The 18,646-nt window shown below is 57.7% G+C and carries 11 protein-coding genes; 6 read left to right on the forward strand and 5 right to left on the reverse strand.

The window, feature by feature from the left end; translation table 11 throughout:
* The first annotated feature begins 114 nt into the window (after positions 1-114).
* Positions 115-2,649 carry a TonB-dependent receptor gene (locus tag NJLHNGOC_RS07360; RefSeq protein ID WP_113595801.1) on the forward strand — a complete coding sequence of 845 codons (2,535 nt, stop codon included), beginning with the start codon at positions 115-117 and terminating at the stop codon, positions 2,647-2,649.
* Positions 2,650-2,853: 204 nt separating this feature from the next.
* A complete protein-coding gene (locus NJLHNGOC_RS07365) occupies positions 2,854-3,846 on the forward strand; it encodes an aliphatic sulfonate ABC transporter substrate-binding protein (protein WP_239021395.1) in 993 nt (330 codons plus the stop codon).
* Between the two features lie 180 nt (positions 3,847-4,026).
* On the opposite strand, the gene NJLHNGOC_RS07370 is transcribed toward NJLHNGOC_RS07365, so the two are convergent.
* Complete coding sequence (locus NJLHNGOC_RS07370) at positions 4,027-7,428, reverse strand: DEAD/DEAH box helicase (protein ID WP_113595803.1); 3,402 nt, start codon at positions 7,426-7,428, stop codon at positions 4,027-4,029.
* 435 nt (positions 7,429-7,863) lie between these two features.
* On the opposite strand from NJLHNGOC_RS07370, the gene NJLHNGOC_RS07380 reads away from it, so the two are divergent.
* The 3 genes from NJLHNGOC_RS07380 to NJLHNGOC_RS07390 all read left to right on the forward strand — a co-directional run bounded on the left by NJLHNGOC_RS07380 (position 7,864) and on the right by NJLHNGOC_RS07390 (position 10,753).
* A complete protein-coding gene (locus NJLHNGOC_RS07380; protein ID WP_133258700.1) occupies positions 7,864-8,142 on the forward strand; it encodes a hypothetical protein in 279 nt (92 codons plus the stop codon).
* Positions 8,143-8,241: 99 nt separating this feature from the next.
* Complete coding sequence (locus NJLHNGOC_RS07385; protein WP_133258701.1) at positions 8,242-9,246, forward strand: MFS transporter; 1,005 nt, start codon at positions 8,242-8,244, stop codon at positions 9,244-9,246.
* Positions 9,247-9,340: 94 nt separating this feature from the next.
* Positions 9,341-10,753 (forward strand): M20 family metallopeptidase, encoded by a 1,413-nt coding sequence (locus tag NJLHNGOC_RS07390; protein ID WP_113595864.1) that lies wholly within the window; start codon positions 9,341-9,343, stop codon positions 10,751-10,753.
* A gap of 70 nt (positions 10,754-10,823) precedes the next feature.
* Here the strand turns inward: NJLHNGOC_RS07390 and NJLHNGOC_RS07395 are convergent, their stop codons facing one another.
* The 3 genes from NJLHNGOC_RS07395 to NJLHNGOC_RS07405 all read right to left on the reverse strand — a co-directional run bounded on the left by NJLHNGOC_RS07395 (position 10,824) and on the right by NJLHNGOC_RS07405 (position 13,985).
* The gene (locus NJLHNGOC_RS07395) at positions 10,824-11,669 is read right to left on the reverse strand and encodes a 23S rRNA (adenine(2030)-N(6))-methyltransferase RlmJ (RefSeq protein ID WP_165837875.1); all 846 of its coding nucleotides are present in this window, start codon (positions 11,667-11,669) and stop codon (positions 10,824-10,826) included.
* 145 nt (positions 11,670-11,814) lie between these two features.
* Positions 11,815-12,828 (reverse strand): DMT family transporter, encoded by a 1,014-nt coding sequence (locus NJLHNGOC_RS07400; RefSeq protein ID WP_206059732.1) that lies wholly within the window; start codon positions 12,826-12,828, stop codon positions 11,815-11,817.
* Between the two features lie 197 nt (positions 12,829-13,025).
* Positions 13,026-13,985 (reverse strand): aldo/keto reductase, encoded by a 960-nt coding sequence (locus tag NJLHNGOC_RS07405; RefSeq protein WP_113595808.1) that lies wholly within the window; start codon positions 13,983-13,985, stop codon positions 13,026-13,028.
* Positions 13,986-14,169: 184 nt separating this feature from the next.
* Here NJLHNGOC_RS07405 and NJLHNGOC_RS07410 point away from each other — a divergent pair, with 184 nt between their 5' ends.
* Positions 14,170-17,394, forward strand: coding sequence for an Eco57I restriction-modification methylase domain-containing protein (locus NJLHNGOC_RS07410; RefSeq protein ID WP_113595809.1), 3,225 nt, complete (start codon positions 14,170-14,172; stop codon positions 17,392-17,394).
* 174 nt (positions 17,395-17,568) lie between these two features.
* Here NJLHNGOC_RS07410 and NJLHNGOC_RS07415 read toward each other — a convergent pair whose 3' ends face one another.
* Positions 17,569-18,531 (reverse strand): D-2-hydroxyacid dehydrogenase, encoded by a 963-nt coding sequence (locus NJLHNGOC_RS07415; RefSeq protein ID WP_113595810.1) that lies wholly within the window; start codon positions 18,529-18,531, stop codon positions 17,569-17,571.
* Positions 18,532-18,646 lie beyond the last annotated feature (115 nt).

Raw genomic sequence — 18,646 nt, forward strand, 5'->3', positions numbered from 1 at the left:
TAAAATAGTTTAAAATAATTTCCACAAATAATAATTGACTACGCTTGGCGTGAATATATCATTGCAAATGTTGTTATATAATTATACGTCATAATGTAGTTATTTGGGGGCGGTATGAGTAGCTCAAAAGCTCGATCGTTGCGACTTCACGCTGGGCTTTCGTCCAGGGAATCTCTGAATCGAGGCCTGCTTTTCTGCTGCGTTCTGACCGCCACCTTCTCATCTCAGGAAGGAAAGGCCGCAGCCACGCAGGGAAATTCGTCTCTTCCCTTTAAAAATGGCCACGCGCGCGTGGCTTCGCCTGCTCATGCACAAACGGTGAAACCTGCGGCCAAAGGGGGGACGTCTCCTATCAGCCAGCCTGAAATCCTGCATGTGCGGGCCAGCGCTTCGTCGGCACGGCGTCAGCTTCTTGCGCGGCAGAACGACCCTGTGGCCGTGACGACGATTACGGAAAAGGACCTTCAGACCCACCAGATCACCAATATCCAGCAGGCAACGAAATTGCTGCCTGCGGTTTCCCTGCAGATCACAAATCCACGCAATACCGCCATTAATGTACGTGGATTGGGAAATTTCAGTTCAAGTGCCCAGGACGGGCTGGAAAATGGCACCGCTGTTTATATCGACGGTGTCTATCAGGCACGTCCCGGGGCCGTGCTGGGCGATGTCAGCGACCTGATGGGGATAGAGGTTCTCAAGGGGCCTCAGGCGACGCGGGGCGGCGTGGATAATGATGGCGGTACCATCAACATATCCACGCTGGCACCGTCCTTCAGGCGGCAGTATTCGGTGATCGGGGATTACGGTAGCTATAACACCGCAAATATCCGCCTGAGGGCGACCGGCCCCATCGGGAATAGTGATAAGGTAGCGTTCAGCCTGTCGGGATTTTCCATAAACCGCGACGGGTATGTAAAGAACGTAACAACCGACCGTTATTATCAGGATTATCATGATCTGGGCGTAAAGGCGCAGATCCTGGCAAAGCCGACGGACCGGCTGACGATACGCCTGATCACGGATTATTCGCACCTCAGGGAAAGCTGCTGCGTTACACCCATGTCCACCGCGCTGACGCATTATGCGGACGGGGCGGTCATTGCAGGAAATTACTGGGAACGGGCTGCATATGCGGGCGCGGAACCCCTGCCCGCGCATGGGGTGCGTGACATGCTGATCAGCGCCCCATCCACCGGCAGCCAGGCAGTCGATCAGGAAACGTATGGGGTTTCTCTGAATGTTGGCTACCAGTTTGCCAATCAGTGGAAGCTGGAAAATATTGCGTCATGGCATACATGGTTCTGGTATCCCCATAACGGTTTTTCGGGCGGTCTTGGTACCATACCCGGCCTGCGGACATTATCGGCGGGCAACAATCAGGTTTATGAACAGCACGCGACCGAAGAACTAAAGATTTCCTCGCCCACGGGACGGAGGTTCCAGTTTTCTGGTGGAATTTTCTATATGTATGAGGAGGTGCCGGATTATTCCTACTGGTCCATAACGGATCAGGGCGCGAAATATTATGGTTATGGATACACTCCGGCGGTCTATAACGCCGGGTTGAACGGGGCGACATTCTCATCCCATGACAATCCGATCACCAACGAAGTGGCTGGGTATGTCCGAGCCAGCTATGCGATTACATCCCGGATTTCGCTTGAAGGCGGCTTCAGATACTCCTTCGTGACAAAATCCGGAAGTTATGCGTCAAAGATCGTGGGGTCCCAGTATCCCGCGTTGGCTGCTGCCGTTCTGGGACAGGAAGTTTCCTATCATGCGTTTCATCGTGAACATGAACCCAGCGGGAATCTAAGCCTTCTGTACCGGGCGGGTGCCGATCATCTTCTTTACGCAACCTACAGTCGCGGCGTACGAAATGGCGGGATTAATCTTGTAAGCCTGAATATTTCACAAGGCGCAAATCCCAGCGTCAAGCCCGAGATCGATGACATGTTCGAATTCGGTTCGAAGAATTCGTTCCTGAACAAAAGAATTCTGGTCAATATGGCGGCATTTTGGAATAATGTTCATGATTACATTACAAGTGCGTCCTATTATACCTCGACAGGAACCACGATTTCCTACCTGACCAATGCAAAGCATGTGGTGTCGCGTGGACTGGAACTGGATACCAGGGGCGTCATAATCCCGGGGCTTGAGGGACGGGTATCGGCCTCTTATACCGATGCGTTCTATGCCTCATTCAATAATGCAACGCATCCACTGGAATCTTCGAACATCAAGGGACTTTACAGCCTGACAGGAAACCAGATTCCCCTGAATTCGAAATGGAATCTTTCGGCGGGTCTGGAATATACCGTGCCCGTCAGGGATATGAGTCCGTCGGCACGTGGTTTCTGGAGCCACCTTCTGTTTTATGTAGGCGCTGATTATACATATCGCTCTGGTTATTATGCCGATGCATCGGAATCCCGCTACACGCGCATTCAGCCCTATGGCCTTCTGGATGGTCATATTGGCATTCGTCCGGAAAGCGGGAAATGGGATCTCAGCTTCTGGGGACATAACATGCTGGACAAACGGTATTTCGTAACCATGACACCTTTGGCAACCGGGGCGGTCTTTTATGGACAACTGGGCGATCCGGCAATGTTCGGTGGCGAATTCAGCTACAAGCTGTAGGGATTGCGGACAAAATGGACGCATCATTAATCTGTCTACGGAAATGGCATGTAATGGAACCATTATGATCCTGTCGTGGGAAAATAAGATATGGTTTGAAAATTATCCGCGGATTCCATCTTCTTTCAAGATCGGCATCCGGAAATTTTATTAAAGGGTAATTTTTTAAACAGGCCTGAAGGAAATTGGGCGTTTGCGTCTGCATTGGAAAAAACAAGCAGCCGCCCTGAAAAAAGGAGACATGAATTGCTTTCAAGACGCGCTCTCGGAAGGCTGGCACTTTCGCAAGGTCTGGTCACGCTGCTTGGCAGCAAGGCGTTTGCCCAGCAGAATAGTGTCAGGATCGGTTATCAGAAATATGGCACGCTCGTTCTTCTGAAGGAAAAAGGGTTTCTGGACGAAGCCTTGCGACCCAAGGGAATATCGGTGCAATGGGCACAGTTTCCGGCAGGACCGCCATTGCTGCAGGCTATGATCGCCGGGGCGCTCGATTTCGGTACGACAGGGGATCTGCCCCCGGTGTTTGCGCAGGCAAGCGCCCCGGATGCCCTGATCTATGCGGGGAACGAAAATCCGACTGGCTCCAGCGAAGCGATCATCGTGCCGCAGGACAGTCCGATCCGAACCGTCAGCGACCTGCGCGGCAAACGTGTCGCAGTGACCCGGGGGTCGGATGCCAACTGGCTTCTTCTTGCATCACTGAGGCTCAATGGCCTGAGCCTGCATGATATCAAGGTCTCCTATCTGCTGCCTGCTGCGGCGCGTCCGGCGTTTGAGGCGGGACAGGTTGATGCATGGTCGATATGGGACCCTTATCTGTCGGGGGCGTTATCGAGTGCCGGGGGACGTGTCCGCGTGCTGGCCACAGGGGATGAGGTAGGGGGCGGAACTCCTTTCTATCTCGCGCGCAAGGGATTCTTTACCGAAAATCGTGACCTGCTGCGCGATATCATTGCTGCCGTGGAAAAGTGCGATGCATGGGCGCAGGAAAACAGGCCAGAAGTCGCAGCCATGCTTGCCCGCAGCACGGGGCTGGAACTTGGGGTGGTGGAACAGTCGGTGGCAAAAATCCATTTTGGATTTCACCATATTAAGCCACAGGTCATAGCCAGCCAGCAGCATATCGCCGATACGTTTGTGGCGGCTGGCCTTCTTCCATCAGCGCCGAGGATAAGTGAAGCAGCCCCCGATATATGAGGGATGGCCTGAAAATGATAAAAATTTTCGGTGCAGCCTTTTTTAAAAAGGCGACGTTCTTCAAAGCTTTTTGAAAAAAGCTTCACCAAAAACTTTTTGAAAGTGTCTGATACAGTGGGCGATCTTGCGCGCACGTATCGTCAGGACCAATCTTCATTGATCTTCCGATGTCCAGCATTCTCAGGCCGACTGGTCCATCGTGGCGAGAGAGTCCAGAACATGATGCGGGTTGACCTGTGGAAGCAGATGGGCCGCATCCCCGAAATAGTTCAGTCCACCCCACAGCTTGCGATCACCGACCATGTAAAAGCGGCGTTTGGCGCGAGTGACCGCGACATTGAGGATATTGGGTTTTGATGCCGCCCATTGGGCGGAACCGCGTTTTGTTTCATCCGCCCCAAGAACCATTATGACGGTATCTTCTTCCTTGCCCTGAAAAGTATGAACAGTACCAACGCGTATGCCAATCCATGTCCGCAGTTCACGGGGAGGATACATGTTACGGCTGGCCCAGCATGCGGGATCGCGAAGCGCCTTGCCAATAGCCTGCCTGATTTCCTTGAAAGGGGAAATGACATACAGCGCGGGCAATTCCTGATCGCGGGCGGTGCAGGCCACGATCAGGGCCACGACATAATCGACCTGTTCCTGCACCACCTGTTTGCCCATGACTTTCCCCGCGACGGAGAACCATGCGCTTTCCCCCAGGAAAGGTGAACTGTCAGGCTCCGGATCCGGATCAGTCGAACCGTGAATCATCTTTCCATCGTAAGCGATGCGATTGGCAATCGTGAACATCGGATCAAGGCAGCGACGATGCACGCGCAGGGGACTGCCGACCCAGATCGGATTTCCATCCCGGACGTTCAGGTAAGTGCCATAGGGATTGGCGGCATCGGCCAGGGTCTGCACGGAGGCTCTCGCCGGGGAACAGCGTCCATCGGCAGTATGGGGCGAGAGATCGCACAGCGCTTTGACAAGGGGGGCGGAGAGGGTGAAAACAGGCTCGATCTGCAGGGGATCGCCGATGATGACGGCGCGCCGCGCGCGGAATATCGCACCCACGGCAGCCTGTGGCATGGCCTGTCCCGCTTCGTCCACAAAAACCCATCCCAGCGTTTCGGGACCGACGCCGTGGAATTGCCGGGCGAAAGAGGCAAAGGTGGTGGAGACAACGGGAACGATCATAAAGAAATTCTGCCAGATTGCCGCAACAGTCTCTGGCGTGGACCCGTATCGTCCGGGATTGCTGATGTGCCGGCTGATTGCCGCCAGCGTATCGAAATAATGCAGGGTCCGTGACGTCATCACCGCCGCAAGCCAGGCTTCGTGCAAGGCAAGGGCTGCCTTGAACAGATCGGAGCGGAGGCGATTGAGTTCCCGATCATGCCACAGGCCAGAGCGTTGCAGCCCGTCGGTTTCAAGGTCCCGTGCGTTCTCAAACAGGGTAACGTCGGGGAACTCCTCATGGCAGGCGCGAAGCTGCTTTTCTTCCTGTGCCAGTCTGTTCTGGATCTGTCCGATTGCCGTCTGGATGTCCGTGCAGGCGCTTGTGGCTGCCTGCAAATCCTGGGTCAGGCCATTTTCAATCTGCTGCGAAAGGTCGCGGATTTCCTTGCCCAGCCTGATCTGTGCCTGGGCGTTCTCCCGTGTCGCGATGGAATGCTGCTCCTTTTCCCTGGAGTTGAACAGGGATTTCCATAAGGAAGGTTTCAGACGGTCAATCTGTTCCTGTTCGGCGCGCAGGCTTTCCAGTTCAGCGGTCCTGCGCGTCAGTATATGCCGTGCCTCCGCAAGGCTGTCGGCACAATGCTGCTTACGGGCCTGCGCGACATGAAGCCGCCCTGTCTGTTCTGACAGCTGCTGCCGAAGGAGGCCATGTCCCGAAGACGCATGCAGGTTGGCAAATGCTTCAAGTCCCGCCAGACGGGCGGAGACCTGTTGATCCAGATTGCGGAAATTTTCTGCCGCGTCCCTGAAATTCCGCTGTGCGCTGGCGGGAGACGTCCCTTTTACCCATTGCCATATTGTGGCCGGGCGTTCGTTGCCGCTCCATGTTTCCTCTGCATCGTCGGGGACCTTCCTGAAAAAGACGCTGTCACAGAAACGGGAACGGTTGGTCGAATTTCCCAGTGTGCAGGTGATCAGGCCCCAAGGATATTCCTTGGGCTGGAGGGCGCGGAAGCCGCCATCCTTTTTTTCCGCCGCAAGCTTGTGGGCTACGGGACGAAGATACGTGAACTCCTCATCGGGGGAGAGATCGATCGCCGCGGATTGCGGCAGATCCTTCGAAATATTTTCAACAGCAGTATTGTTGTATGAGGTGACAACCATCTCATATCCGCTCAGGTCGGGGCGCAGCTTCCTGACACTGAACTTGTGCTCTCCGCTGTCGGCCTCGACAGAACCGATGAAGGCGTCGCCTGCGGATTTCATGCTGGCGAGGACACGGGCGCGGCGGGTGATGTTTTCCGCGAAAATATCACGCAGCAGGGTGGTTTTCCCCGTTCCGGGCGGACCATTGACCGAAAAAACGCCACGATCCTTCAGGTGACTGAATGCGGTGTTGATGGCGAACTGCTGCATCAGGCTCATGGCATGGGCAGGGTTTGATATCCAGCGCCCGCTGTTCATGAACCGGGGATGCAACGTGTCAATGATATGTTCGCGGCCCCTGTCCGTGCCCAGATCGGTCCTTTCCCTTTCGGAAAGTTCCGTCAGATACTGCCGCAGGGCCGGGGGAATGGTGCCTGCCTTCAGGGCTGCATGGGCACGTTCGATATCGGTCAGGAAGAAGCTGTTGAGGATGCCGATTTCGGGGAGCTTTTCCTGCTTTTCATCGTCATCGTCTTCCTGTGGCGACGGCTTCGTCTCCGTACTAGGGGCAGGATCCCGACGGATTTTTTCCTTTCCGTAATTGAGTTGCAGCAGGGCGGCAGGCAGGTCCCGTGGCGGGAAAAAATCGGCCCATTCCCCGAAAATCCTGATCAGATGGGGTATTTCCTCGGCTGCAAGCGGCAGGGGGACCGTCGGGTCCGTAATATTGGCCGCATGTCGCCTTTCCTCGGAAAAATTGGCCAGCATCCTTTGCAGGCGCAGTCTGTCCGCCTCGAACGCATCCCATGACAGGGCATTCAGGGAATATTTCAGGGCCTTGCCAATGGCCCATGGAAAAGTCGAGATTTCGACAGACGTAAAATCAGGCTCACCCGCTGCATTGAGGCGGATTTTGGCCATGCATGTCGTGGCGTTGGGATATCCGTGCGGTTCCTGCGTGTCGTCCTCGTCGTTACGCTCTTCCCGGTCAAGGCGGTTGAATTCGGTTTCAGCCTCCAGCCTGCTGGTGACACGCTGGACTTCTTCCCTGTCGAACAGGCCAAGGAACAGGTTCGCGCCAACCGATATTTTCCCGCGTGGCGGAGGGTAGTCATTGGGAAGCCTGGGATTGTCCGGAAGCACGAAAACGGAAAACTGGTTTTCGCTTTTCCTTTCCCTGACCTGTCGCAGGTCGAAGGGAATGAAGAATTCAATTTTGTGCCAGCATGCAAGAATATCAGAAAATGCGGCTGTTTCTGAAGTCATTCCCTGGGGTCTTCTCTATGTGGGCCCTGTCGTCCGGACACTATATATAGCATGGCAACCTGAAAGTAACAGCACGAAAGGCCGCCTTGCATAAGGTCGGAAAGTTCCCTCCTGCCCGCAGGAAAAAAGAACATGAAGCAACATTTTCCTGTGTATTGCGGTGATTTCCATCTGCGCTCTCATAACAGGGGGCGCTTTATCCAACAGTGGGTATCGGATGATGTTCATAAGGCAGGCACATGTATTTCCGATCCCATGGTCAGGCATGAAAATCATGAACATATTCCATCCCGAATATGGAACAAAAATCAGTGATTGCGACAGGATGCTGGTTTCCGGCGTGTATGATTTCTTCGTTCCCGGCGACCGATCTGCGCTTCCTGTCCACGTTTCGTGCATGTGCCAGATGGCGCGGTTCCTGCAGGCGGCGCGGTATTGTCGGTTGATGCCCCGCACGCAGGTCAGGTAACGACGCGGAATGTGAATGTCTTCCCCGGCTGGCAAATGGCAGGACATCTGCTGATGAAGGATGCGCCAGTCATGTTGTCACTGCGGCATAGGGTCATGGGCGGCGGCAGGGAACCGTCGGTCCTCAAGGCGGTGCCGTTTCCACGTGACCTTGAGCGATTTATGTTGCTGTCACGCAACATGTCCGACGATATCGGAAAAATTGTCATGCGAATGAAAATAGAACTCATGACAGAACAGAAATGAGATAGATTTTTCCATAATCGGGAATGCGCAGTGCCTGACTTGTCTTCGCGGTTGCGCGGGAACTGGCGGACATGTGCAAAATCGAAGGGAGGAATCCTCTTGCGGATCCAGTCAGGAAAGGCGCGCAACCTTGTTGCGGCAGCAATGGGGAACACGCTGGAATTCTATGATTTTACCGTTTATGCGGCTTTTTCCACCTTTCTGTCGGCGGCCTGTTTCCCTGCGGGTAATCCCCGTCTTGCCCTGCTGCTTTCGACAGTGATTTTCGGGATCGGGTTTCTGGCCCGTCCCCTCGGGACGATCATTTCAGGTCTGTGCGGCATCCTGCTGGGACTGTCCATGTCTTCGACCCAGATCGCGGGATGGGGATGGCGGCTGCCTTTCATCCTTGGCGCCATTATCGTGCCCGTGGGTATATGGATACGGCGCAACATGGATGAAACCCTTGCACCCGATCAGGTCCATCATGGCATGGGGAAAAACGTGCGTCATGTCTTCATGCGCATGCCGGGCCGGATTGCCCTGTGTACGCTGCTGGTGGCCGGGGCGACGATTTCGCAGTATTTTTTCCTGTACGGCACCATATTCGCCATCCATGATCTGCGGTTTCCGGCTGCATTCGCAATCTCGGTCAATATTGCCCTTGGGCTGACGGGATGTCCGTTCGCCCTTCTGGGCGGTTATCTCAGTGACCGTTATGATCCGTATGTCGTCACGCTTGCGGCCCGTTTTGTCTTGTGTGGCCTGTTCCTGCCGGCATTCGTCTTCCTGCTTTCCCATCCCTCCCCACTGGTATTTACACTGGTGCTGATGCTGCTCATGTCGCTGCATGCGCTGGCGTCGGGCGCGTGCATGCGGATACTGCCCGACCTGTTTCCGATGAATGTCCGCACATTGGGGACGGGGCTTTCCTATTCACTGGGGGTGACGATATTCGGGGGCACGGCCCAGACAATATTCACGCTGCTTATCGACAGGACAGGCGACAGGCTGTCATGGATATATTTCGTGACGGGAATGCTGATCATCTCCTCGTCCTCGCTTGTGTTCCTGCGGCGCATTGCCCGGCACGACAGGGAAACCGGGGATGGGGCGGGAGGATGAGGGGCGGATGCACGACCGTGGCGCAGGGCGTGCCGTTTTTCCCGGATACTATCGTCGGGCGATGCTGTATCATATTCCCTGTCATGGAGGGGACATGAAAAATATCGATGAAATCTGGGCGGTCGTGGATATGCTCGGGGGTGTGTTCTGCGATTTTTCCGATCGCATCTGGGACACGCCGGAACTTGCCTATGATGAGTACCGCTCCGTTGACACGCAGCAGGTCATGCTGGAACACCACGGGTTTCGTATCACGCGAAATCTGGCCGGGATTCCGACTTCCGTCATGGGCGAAGCCGGGGAAGGGGGACCGGTCATCGCTTTTCTGGGGGAATTCGATGCCCTGCCCGGACTAAGTCAGGAAGCAGGCGTGACGCATTGCAGCCCGGTGGAGGATGCCGATAACGGGCATGGCTGTGGCCATAACCTGCTGGGTGGCGCGGCGATGCTGGCGGCTGGCGCGCTGAAAGACTGGATGGCGGAAAAGGGAATTGCCGGCAGGGTCCGCTATTATGGCTGCCCGGCGGAGGAAGGGGGCGCCGCAAAGACGTTCATGGTGCGCGATGGCGTGTTTGATGATGTCGATTTCGCGCTGTCATGGCATCCCGGTTCGATCGCGGGTCCGTTCTATCCGGCGTCGCTTGCGAATATGCGTATTGATTTCACGTTCCACGGACGCGCATCCCACGCTGCCGCTTCCCCGCATCTCGGGCGGTCTGCCCTGGATGCGGCGGAACTGATGAACATAGGCGTCAATTACCTGCGCGAACATATGCCCAGTTCCGCGCGCGTCCATTATGCCTATCTGGATGCGGGCGGCGTGGCGCCCAACGTGGTGCAGTCGAAGGTGACCATACGTTACCTGATCCGCGCCGATGACCTGCGCCAGCTGCGGGAGCTGACTGAACGGGTCAGGAAAATCGCCCGAGGCGCGACGCTGATGACCGAAACGAGGGTGGAAGAAAGCGTGGTCAGCGCCGTATCCAACCTGATGGGCAACACCCCGCTGGAAGATACGATATATTCCAACCTGATCCGTCTGGGACTGCCGCGGTTCGATCAGGAGGATTACGAATTCGCGCGGGAAATCCAGAAAACCCTGACGCCGCAGGATATCCGAACCGCCTTTCTGTCTGCTGGGTTGCCACCGCGCGATGACGTGCCGTTATGCGATACGATCGCGCCGCGTGAATTCGTGCCGCCGCCCTTTGGTTCCACCGATGTGGGGGACGTCAGCTGGGTCGTACCTACCGTTCAGATGTGGGGGGCGACCTGCGCCATCGGGACGCAGCTTCATTCGTGGCAGATGACCGCACAGGGCAAGAGCGGCATCGCGCACAAGGGGATGATCCACGCCGCCAAGGTGATGGCCGCTACCGCCCGCGACGTCCTGATGTCCCCCGCCCTTCTGGAACGCGTAAAGGCGGATCATGACAGCCGCCTTGCACAGGAACCCTATGTCTGCCCCATGCCTGCCGAAGTCCTCCCGCCCGTTCAGGACAAATGACGGGAAAGCACGCGGGATCGGGTAGTGCAGGCGCGGACAGGCATGTGTCACCGGATGCGCCTGCGTCCTGTCATTCCGGGACGACCCATTCGACGGTTGCGGCCGTTTCCTCGTCCCCCAGATGTCTGCACAGCACGTCCAGGGCATGCCGCGCCACGTCCGCGAACCCGAAAGGCGGGTTCGCGACGATCATGCCGCTGCCATTGAGGCGCGATGGGTCAAGAGGGGGGCGTAGCGTCAGTTCAAGCGCCAGCAGGTTCCGTTCCCCCGCATCCTTCAGGGTGTTGTGAAACGCGCGGACGGGGGCGCGGTGCTTGATCGGATACCATGCCGCGATGATGCCCGTGGCAAACCGGCGCCGCGCCGTGATGATGGCTTTCGCCAGACGCTGGAACTCGTCCTTCTGCTCAAAGGGAGGATCCATAAGGACCAGCCCGCGCTTTGCATGCCGGGGCGGAAGGAGTGCGGTAATGGCTTCGTAGCCATCACGGCCATGGACCGAGACGGCGAAAGTATTGCGGAACAGCCTTTTCAGGCTCAGCTGGTCCTGCGGATGCAGTTCGCAGCAGGTCAGCATGTCGCCCGGCCGCAGAAGCCGGGAAACAAGAGCCGGGGAACCGGGATAGAACAGTTCTCCCTCATGTTCACGCATGACATGGCGCACGATGTCGAGCCAGTCGTCCAGCGCCGGATCCTCCCCCGGGGGTAACCCAAGCAGGCGCCCGATGCCGTCGCGCCATTCCCCCGTTGACTGGGCCTGTGGCCCCGACAGGTCATACAGCCCGACGCCTGCATGCGTATCGAGGACGCAGAAAGGCGCGGGCTTGCGGCAGAGCGCCTTTATCAGTGCCGTCAGCAGGACGTGTTTCATGACATCGGCAAAATTGCCCGCGTGATAGCCGTGCCTGTAATTCAATGTCGTCTGGTTCCCGGAAAATGCCTTTGCCGCCACGGGACGGCGCCCCGAGTGTTAATCCATGACCATGTTCCCTGTCATGGGGATTGATGGCCGGTCACGACAGATTTTCCACAAAGGTGGCAGACCATCCCCGGCAGGCACGTCACCCCATTTGGGCTGGATCGGCCGGATGCCCCGGTTGTTCCTTGCCGGGATATGTCCTCTCTTCTCGCGCCGGGGCATGCGCAAGGGCGGAGGATATGACACTGAGCATGAGGAAGATGACGGCGGCCATTTCGATCGCCGTCGGCAGTCGCCCGGTCCACAGGCATCCGTAGAAAAGGGCAAACAGGGTCTCGCCCACGGCCATCTGGCCGCTTAACGTCATGGGCAGCATCTGGCACGTGCGGTTCCAGAAAATGCCGCCCATGACCGATGCAATCAGGGCCACGCCCCCGCTGACGGCGGCAAAGGCCAGCCAGCCGGTTATCGGATGGGACGCCGCACCCGGATGGACGGCAAATGGCAGCAGGAGCAGCGCCTCGGTGCCCGTGGCGATCCCGGTCAGGAGGCTCCAGTCATCGGCGCTGATGGTGGACAGGCGTTTTAGCCATCGCGCATTGGAAAGCGCGAAGATGCTCCATGACGCAAGGCCACCGATCGCCAGCGCGACCCCCGTCAGGCGGGTGACATCCGTGCCGGCGGTTGCGTCGCCGGAATGAAGGGTCTGCATGGCGGTCAGCCCCAGCCCCACGAGCATCAGCAGCATGGAGGGAACAAGCCTGCGCAGGCCAAGCCCATCCTTTTCACGGGTTCCCAGTATTCCGATGATAACGGGAAGGAAGCCGGTCATGATGGAAGTAATATCAATGCCGCAAAGCCGTACCGCCGATGAAATCAGGATGTAATAACCAAGATTTCCCGTCAGGCCGAGCCATAGCAGCGCGATCCATTCTTTCGGGACGATCCGTGAATGAAGCTGCCGCCAGCGTGGCAGGACAAGAAGGATGGAAATGGCCCCATAGGCGATATAGCGGGCCGTGGAAAGCTGCAGCGGCGTGAAATCCGGCACCATGGCAGGCGCCACGAAAACGGTTCCCCAGCACGCGCCGGTCGCCACGCCATTGGCCAGGCCCGGCAGGAGGGGAAAGCGGGACCGTGACTGGGGGCCGTTCATATCCATCCTTGGATTACATGACTATCTGCTTCCCTTATGGGGCAACATGCCATGTATTGGAACGGATTCCGTGGCCCTGCCTGCCTGTCATTGCGCCCGATCCCTGTATTGGATCGGTATCGCCCAAGGAAAAAGGGACGGATGCCCCATCAGGATCATCTGTCCCAGAGCGTGATATTCCCCGAATGACGACGGGATTATTCCGGCTGGCCCGCCATTTCCAGCGTGCGGATATCTTCGTCCGACAGGGTCAGTGCCGCCGCGCGCGCGAAACTTTCGACATGGGCGCGTCTGGTGGCGCTTGCGATTGGTGCGGTCACGCCCCTGCGCGCGATCAGCCATGCCAGCGCGACCTCCGCATCCGTGGCGTCATGCGCCCGGGCAACCCGGTCAAGTGCCGCGAGAATGGCCATGCCACGGGGGTTGAGATACCTGTCAATGCCTTTGCCGCGCTGGCTTTGTGACAGGTCTGATCGCGTGCGGTATTTCCCCGACAGGAAACCGGACGCCAGACTGTAATAGGTCACGACGCCCAATCCTTCGCGCAGGCACAGATCACGCAGTGCCCCGTCATAGGAAGCGCGGTCATAGAGGTTATATTCGGGCTGCACCACCTGATAGGCCGGGAGGTCATTGCGGTGCGCGACATCCAGTGCGTGTTCCATCTGTGCCGCATCGAAATTGGAGGCCCCGATTGCATGGATCTTGCCCTCTTTCCTCAACTGGTCAAAGGCCGCCAGCGTTTCCTCGCACGGGGTTTCAGGATCGGGGCGATGGGAAAAATACAGGTCGATCCGTTCGATCCCCAGACGGGAGAGGGAGTTTTCCGCCGCCTGCAGGATCCACTTCTTCGACAGGCCCTTTTTGCCCGGAACGCCAAGGTCCCAGCCGACCTTGGTAAAGATGTGGACCTTCCCACGCATGCCAGGACGCGCCCGGAGCCATCGTCCGATGATGGTTTCCGATTCACCGCCCTTGTTGCCCGGGGCCCATGTGGAATAGACATCCGCCGTATCGATGGCATTGAACCCATGATCGACAAAGGCATCCAGCACGTCAAATCCGGTTTTCTCGTCAATGGTCCAGCCCAGCACGTTTCCCCCGAAGACGATTGGCGCGATATCAAGCCCGGTCAGGCCGAGGGGACGTTTTTCCATGATCCGTTTTCCTTGTTCCGTGGGTCGCTTTCCCCCAAACGGGAAAGGATAGGCCATTGTTGCATGGGACGGGAGGGGGCAGGGTGATCACCCCGGCCGTGCGAAGCGGGGATTCCAATCTTGCCACCTGCCGCATGTCAGGCGATGAAAGGCATCTTTCCCATTGCCATCTTGCAGGAAGACAATGCCATCCCCGTCCATGATCGCCACAGAGGTCCAGCCACCCGAAGGCAGGGGCGTGACAGCCGGGGACGAACAGGACGAGGTCGCCCCACAACCGCGAAACTGCCTGCGCGAAGGGGCCAGAAACGCGATCATAATTCTCGGGCAGGGCGTGCTGGACGCGGATCCGGCCCTGCGTGCGCAGGGCCGGGAGGACAATCTGGTCCTCTCCGCCCTGTTTGATGAACTGCTGCGCACCGTCTGTCGTCTTGTTTTCCTTGCCTGTCTCGAGGCACGCGGCCTTCTGGTCTTCCCGACAGGAACAGAAAAGGACCGGCGGCACGCGGGCATCCTTTACTGGCTGGAACGGTCCACTTCCTTCGATGCTTCCGACATGGAACATGATGGCTGGGACAGCATGATAACCCTGCTGGAGGAGCTTGAAACGGAGAATGCCCAGCACGGGCTCCCCGCGCTGGGTGGCGGTCCGTCTTCGGAGGGGATGGCCATTCTGAAAACGGCGCGCATTGCCAATTCCCGTTTTCTTTCAGCCCTTCACAATCTCGGATTCGGCGTGGCGAAGGGGGATGTCCTCACGGACTGGAAATCCCTGAAAAGTGGCGAGCTGGGAACGATTTATGAAAGCCTTCTGGAACTGCGTCCGTATATCGGCGCGGATGGCAGTTTCGGGCTGGATGGCGAAGGGCGCGGGGGCGACCGACGGATATCAGGAAGCTATTATACACCGGACAGCCTTGTAGAGGCCCTGCTCGACAGTACGCTTGAACCCGTCATGAAACGGGCGGAGGCGGCTGGCGGGGCTGAAGCCATTCTTGCCCTTCGCGTGATTGATCCGGCCTGTGGCGCAGGTCATTTCCTGCTGGGGGCTGCGCGGCGCATGGCCCGCCGCGTCGCGTCCCTTCGTGCGCCCGATGCGCTGGATTTTCGCATGGCCCTTCGTGATGTCGTCTCCCGCTGCATTCACGGGGTGGACTGCAACCCCATGGCGATCGAGCTTGCGAAAATGGCGCTGTGGCTTGAAACGGGCATGCCGGGACATCCCCTGTGTTTCATGGATGCGAATATACGCTGCGGTAACGCGCTGCTGGGCATCCTTGATGTGGCCGCCCTGGAAAAGGGCGTACCAGATGCGGCGTACAGGCCGCTGACGGGTGACGATCCCGCTGTCAGCCGGCATTACCTTCGATTGAACCAGCGCGCGCGGTCCGAAATGCAATGCCCTGGGTATCACCAATCGATCGCGTCCGTCGGCATGACGCTGACCGCGATCAGGGCCCTGCCAGAGACGACATGGGAACAGGTGGCATGCAAGCGCCGCCGGTTCGGGGATTGGTGGGGCAGAATGTCACGTTCCGCCTTTCATGTGGCCTGCGATCTCTATGTCGCGGCTTTTCTGCGGCCGCGTGCCCATCATACACCTGCCGGTGTTGTCCCGACGACGGCAGAGATGTGGTCGGAACTGGCCGGACAGGATGCTTCGCGTGACTGCGAATACGGAGCGGTGGATATCGCCCGACGGGCGCATGCCCTGCATTGGCCGCTGGCGTTCGCGGATGTCATGGCCGAACGGGGGGGCTTTGACGTCGTGATAGGCAACCCGCCGTGGGAAGTCATGCAATTGCAGGAGGAGGAGTATTTCGCCGCCCGCGCGCCTGAAATCGCGGCCCTGAAAGGTGCCGCGCGCAAGGTTGCTATTGCCGGGCTGAAAGCCTCCCGTCCCGACCTGTTCCATGAGTTCGCCACTGCGCGGCGTCTTTTTGATGCGATGAATGCCTTTGCCCGCGGCAGTGGCCGTTTTCCCCTGACCGCGCGGGGCAAGGGGAATACCTATGCCCTGTTTGCCGAACTGTTCCTGACGCTTGTCCGCCGGGATGGGCGCGCGGGGCTTATCGTGCCGACCGGCATCGCGACCGATGCCATGACCGCACCCTTCCTGAGTCATCTGATGCGTGAAAGGCGCTTGGCGCAACTGCTTGATTTTGAAAATAGCGCGCCATTTTTTACCGATGTTCATCGCAGTTTCAAATTCTGCCTGCTGACCATGGGCAACGAAACCGGGTCGGCGCGGTTTGCCTGTTTCCTGAACGATCCCCGGCAGGCAGGCGATACGCGCCGCCATTTCCGCCTGACTGCTGAAGAGATCGCGCGTATCAATCCCGATACGAACACCATGCCGGTCTTCCGTTCCAGCGCGGATGCCGAACTGACGACCGACATTTACAGTCATGTTCCTGTCTTCATCAACGAGGCGCGCGGGAATGCAGGAAATCCCTGGGATATCGAATTCAGGCAGGGCCTGTTCAACATGACGAGCGATAGCGGCCTTTTCCGTAACGCCCTTCAGCTACGCGCTGGTGGGTGGCGGCGCGAGGGCACGGACTGGGTGCATTCCGACAGGGCGGGGCAGGGGGACGATTTACGTTATCTTCCGCTGTACGAAGCAAAAATGGGATCATTCTATGATCACAGGCATGCCGGATATGGACGACGCAAGGGTGAGCGTGGTCATCGTGTCCTGCCCGAAACCACGCAGCGTGAACATTGCGATCCCGATTTCGAGATTACGCCGCATTACTGGGTCCGGCAGGAGGATGTCATACGCAAAACGGGAAACCGGACGGATATGTCGGCCTTTTTCGGATTCCGCAATATCATGTCCCCCACGAACGAACGCACGTTCATCTGCAACCTGCTGCCGCCGTGGGGGGTGGGAAACAGCATGACAGTCATGTTTCCGCGCGGGAACTGGACCGATCATAAAATGGCCTGTTTGATCGCCAATCTTTCGTCACTTCCCTTTGATTTCGTCTGCAGGCAGAAAGCAGGCGGCGTCAACCTCAATTTCTTTATCGTGCGGCAGCTTCCCGTCCTGCCACCTTCTTCATACGGTTCCGATGCCTTGGAATTCATCCTCCCGCGCGTGGTGGAACTGACATATGCCAGCCATGCCATGGCGGGCGTGGCACGGGATTTTGGTTATGACGGAGGGCCGTTTCCATGGGATGAGGACCGGCGCGCATGGCTGCGGGCGGAGCTTGATGCGTGGTACGCCCGGGCCTATGGCCTCAGTCGCAGGCAGCTGGAATATGTCCTCGATCCCCATGACGTGATGGGTCATGATTATCCGTCACAGACGTTTCGCGTCCTGCGCAAGAACGAAATCGCGGCCTATGGGGAATACCGGACCCGTCGTCTGGTGCTGGCGGCCTATGACCAGCAGGCATGACCCGCCAGGATGGCGTCCCTTTGCCCAAAGACTGTTTAAAAATAAGGGCAAAATATAAAAGTTTTTTGGGTGCAGCCTTTTTTCAAAAAGGCTGCATGCTAGTGAAGATTCTCAAAACATCTTCGCCAGAAATTTTCTTATAATTACGGTGTTTTTTGCCTGAAAATGTCTGTTTCAGACAATCAGGTTTGTCATCGGCCCGCCAGTTTTGAGCGCGTCAAGATTCCTGAGCAGGATATCAACGACATTGCGTTCATAGAACTGGGTTTCGCCCGCCGTGTGGCCCGTCATGACCAGATTGGGCCGCGACCATAGTGGGGAAGAGGCCGGCAGTGGTTCCTCGTCATAGGTGTCGAGTGCCGCGCCCGCGATACGACCGGTGTCGAGGGCATGGATCAGGGCTGCTTCCTCGATCACTGCTCCGCGCGCCACATTGATGAGACATGCATCGCGCTTCATGGCATTGAAGGCCGCGGCATCGATCAGGTGATGCGTCTGTGGCGTCAACGGGCATGTCAGGATGACGTAATCCGCATCCGCCAGCCCTTCATGCAGGTGGTCCATGGTGATTTGCCGCACGCCTGCGACATCAAGCGGGCGCGCGCTGTGCCGGGCGCCGCTGACATTCATGCCCAGCGCCTGGCACAGCCGCGCAAGGCGATCGCCAATCGTGCCCATGCCGACGATTAGGACATTCTTTTCCGACAGTTCCTGCAGCCGTGGGCGCGGATCGGTGCCGGTGGTGGACCATCGGCATATTTTCTGGTTGTCGCGTGCTTCATATAGTCGCCGGGCAAGGCTGAGCATCAGGGCCAGTGCATGTTCCGCCACCGCGCTGGCGTTCGCGCCGCGTGCATTGCACAGATGGACACCACGCGCCTTCAGCCGGTTCAGGTCGAACTGCTCCACCCCGGAACTGATGGACTGGATCAGGCGGAGACGGGGGGCGATTTCCAGAAGGTCATTTTTCCACAGCATGGAAATGACAAGTATTTCGGCGTCCGCGATGACCTTTTTCAGTTCGTCCAGCGTCGTCACCTGAATGCATGGCGGCGCGGAGGGACGTTTTTCAAGTTCGCGACGGATATCGTAATACGAATGCGCGGCATAAATGCACGGGATCTGGTCGTGGGGCATGACGGGCAGGCAATCCGCAATCTGACGGGTGCCGGCGCATATGGAACCAGCCCCGGTTCGCCGGCACCTCTTCCGGGGAAGGGGCAATATGTTGCGATGCTATATCGAACCCCGC

This window comes from Novacetimonas cocois (assembly GCF_003311635.1).
GTDB lineage: Bacteria > Pseudomonadota > Alphaproteobacteria > Acetobacterales > Acetobacteraceae > Novacetimonas > Novacetimonas cocois.

What these genes read in the sequence shown, in the direction of transcription:
- NJLHNGOC_RS07360 (WP_113595801.1), top strand. Translation starts at nt 115, where the DNA reads ATGAGTAGCTCAAAAGCTCGATCGTTGCGACTTCACGCTGGGCTTTCG.
- NJLHNGOC_RS07370 (WP_113595803.1), bottom strand. Translation starts at nt 7,428, where the DNA reads ATGACTTCAGAAACAGCCGCATTTTCTGATATTCTTGCATGCTGGCAC.
- NJLHNGOC_RS07390 (WP_113595864.1), top strand. Translation starts at nt 9,341, where the DNA reads ATGAAAAATATCGATGAAATCTGGGCGGTCGTGGATATGCTCGGGGGT.
- NJLHNGOC_RS07400 (WP_206059732.1), bottom strand. Translation starts at nt 12,828, where the DNA reads ATGAACGGCCCCCAGTCACGGTCCCGCTTTCCCCTCCTGCCGGGCCTG.
- NJLHNGOC_RS07405 (WP_113595808.1), bottom strand. Translation starts at nt 13,985, where the DNA reads ATGGAAAAACGTCCCCTCGGCCTGACCGGGCTTGATATCGCGCCAATC.
- NJLHNGOC_RS07410 (WP_113595809.1), top strand. Translation starts at nt 14,170, where the DNA reads ATGCCATCCCCGTCCATGATCGCCACAGAGGTCCAGCCACCCGAAGGC.
- NJLHNGOC_RS07415 (WP_113595810.1), bottom strand. Translation starts at nt 18,531, where the DNA reads ATGCCCCACGACCAGATCCCGTGCATTTATGCCGCGCATTCGTATTAC.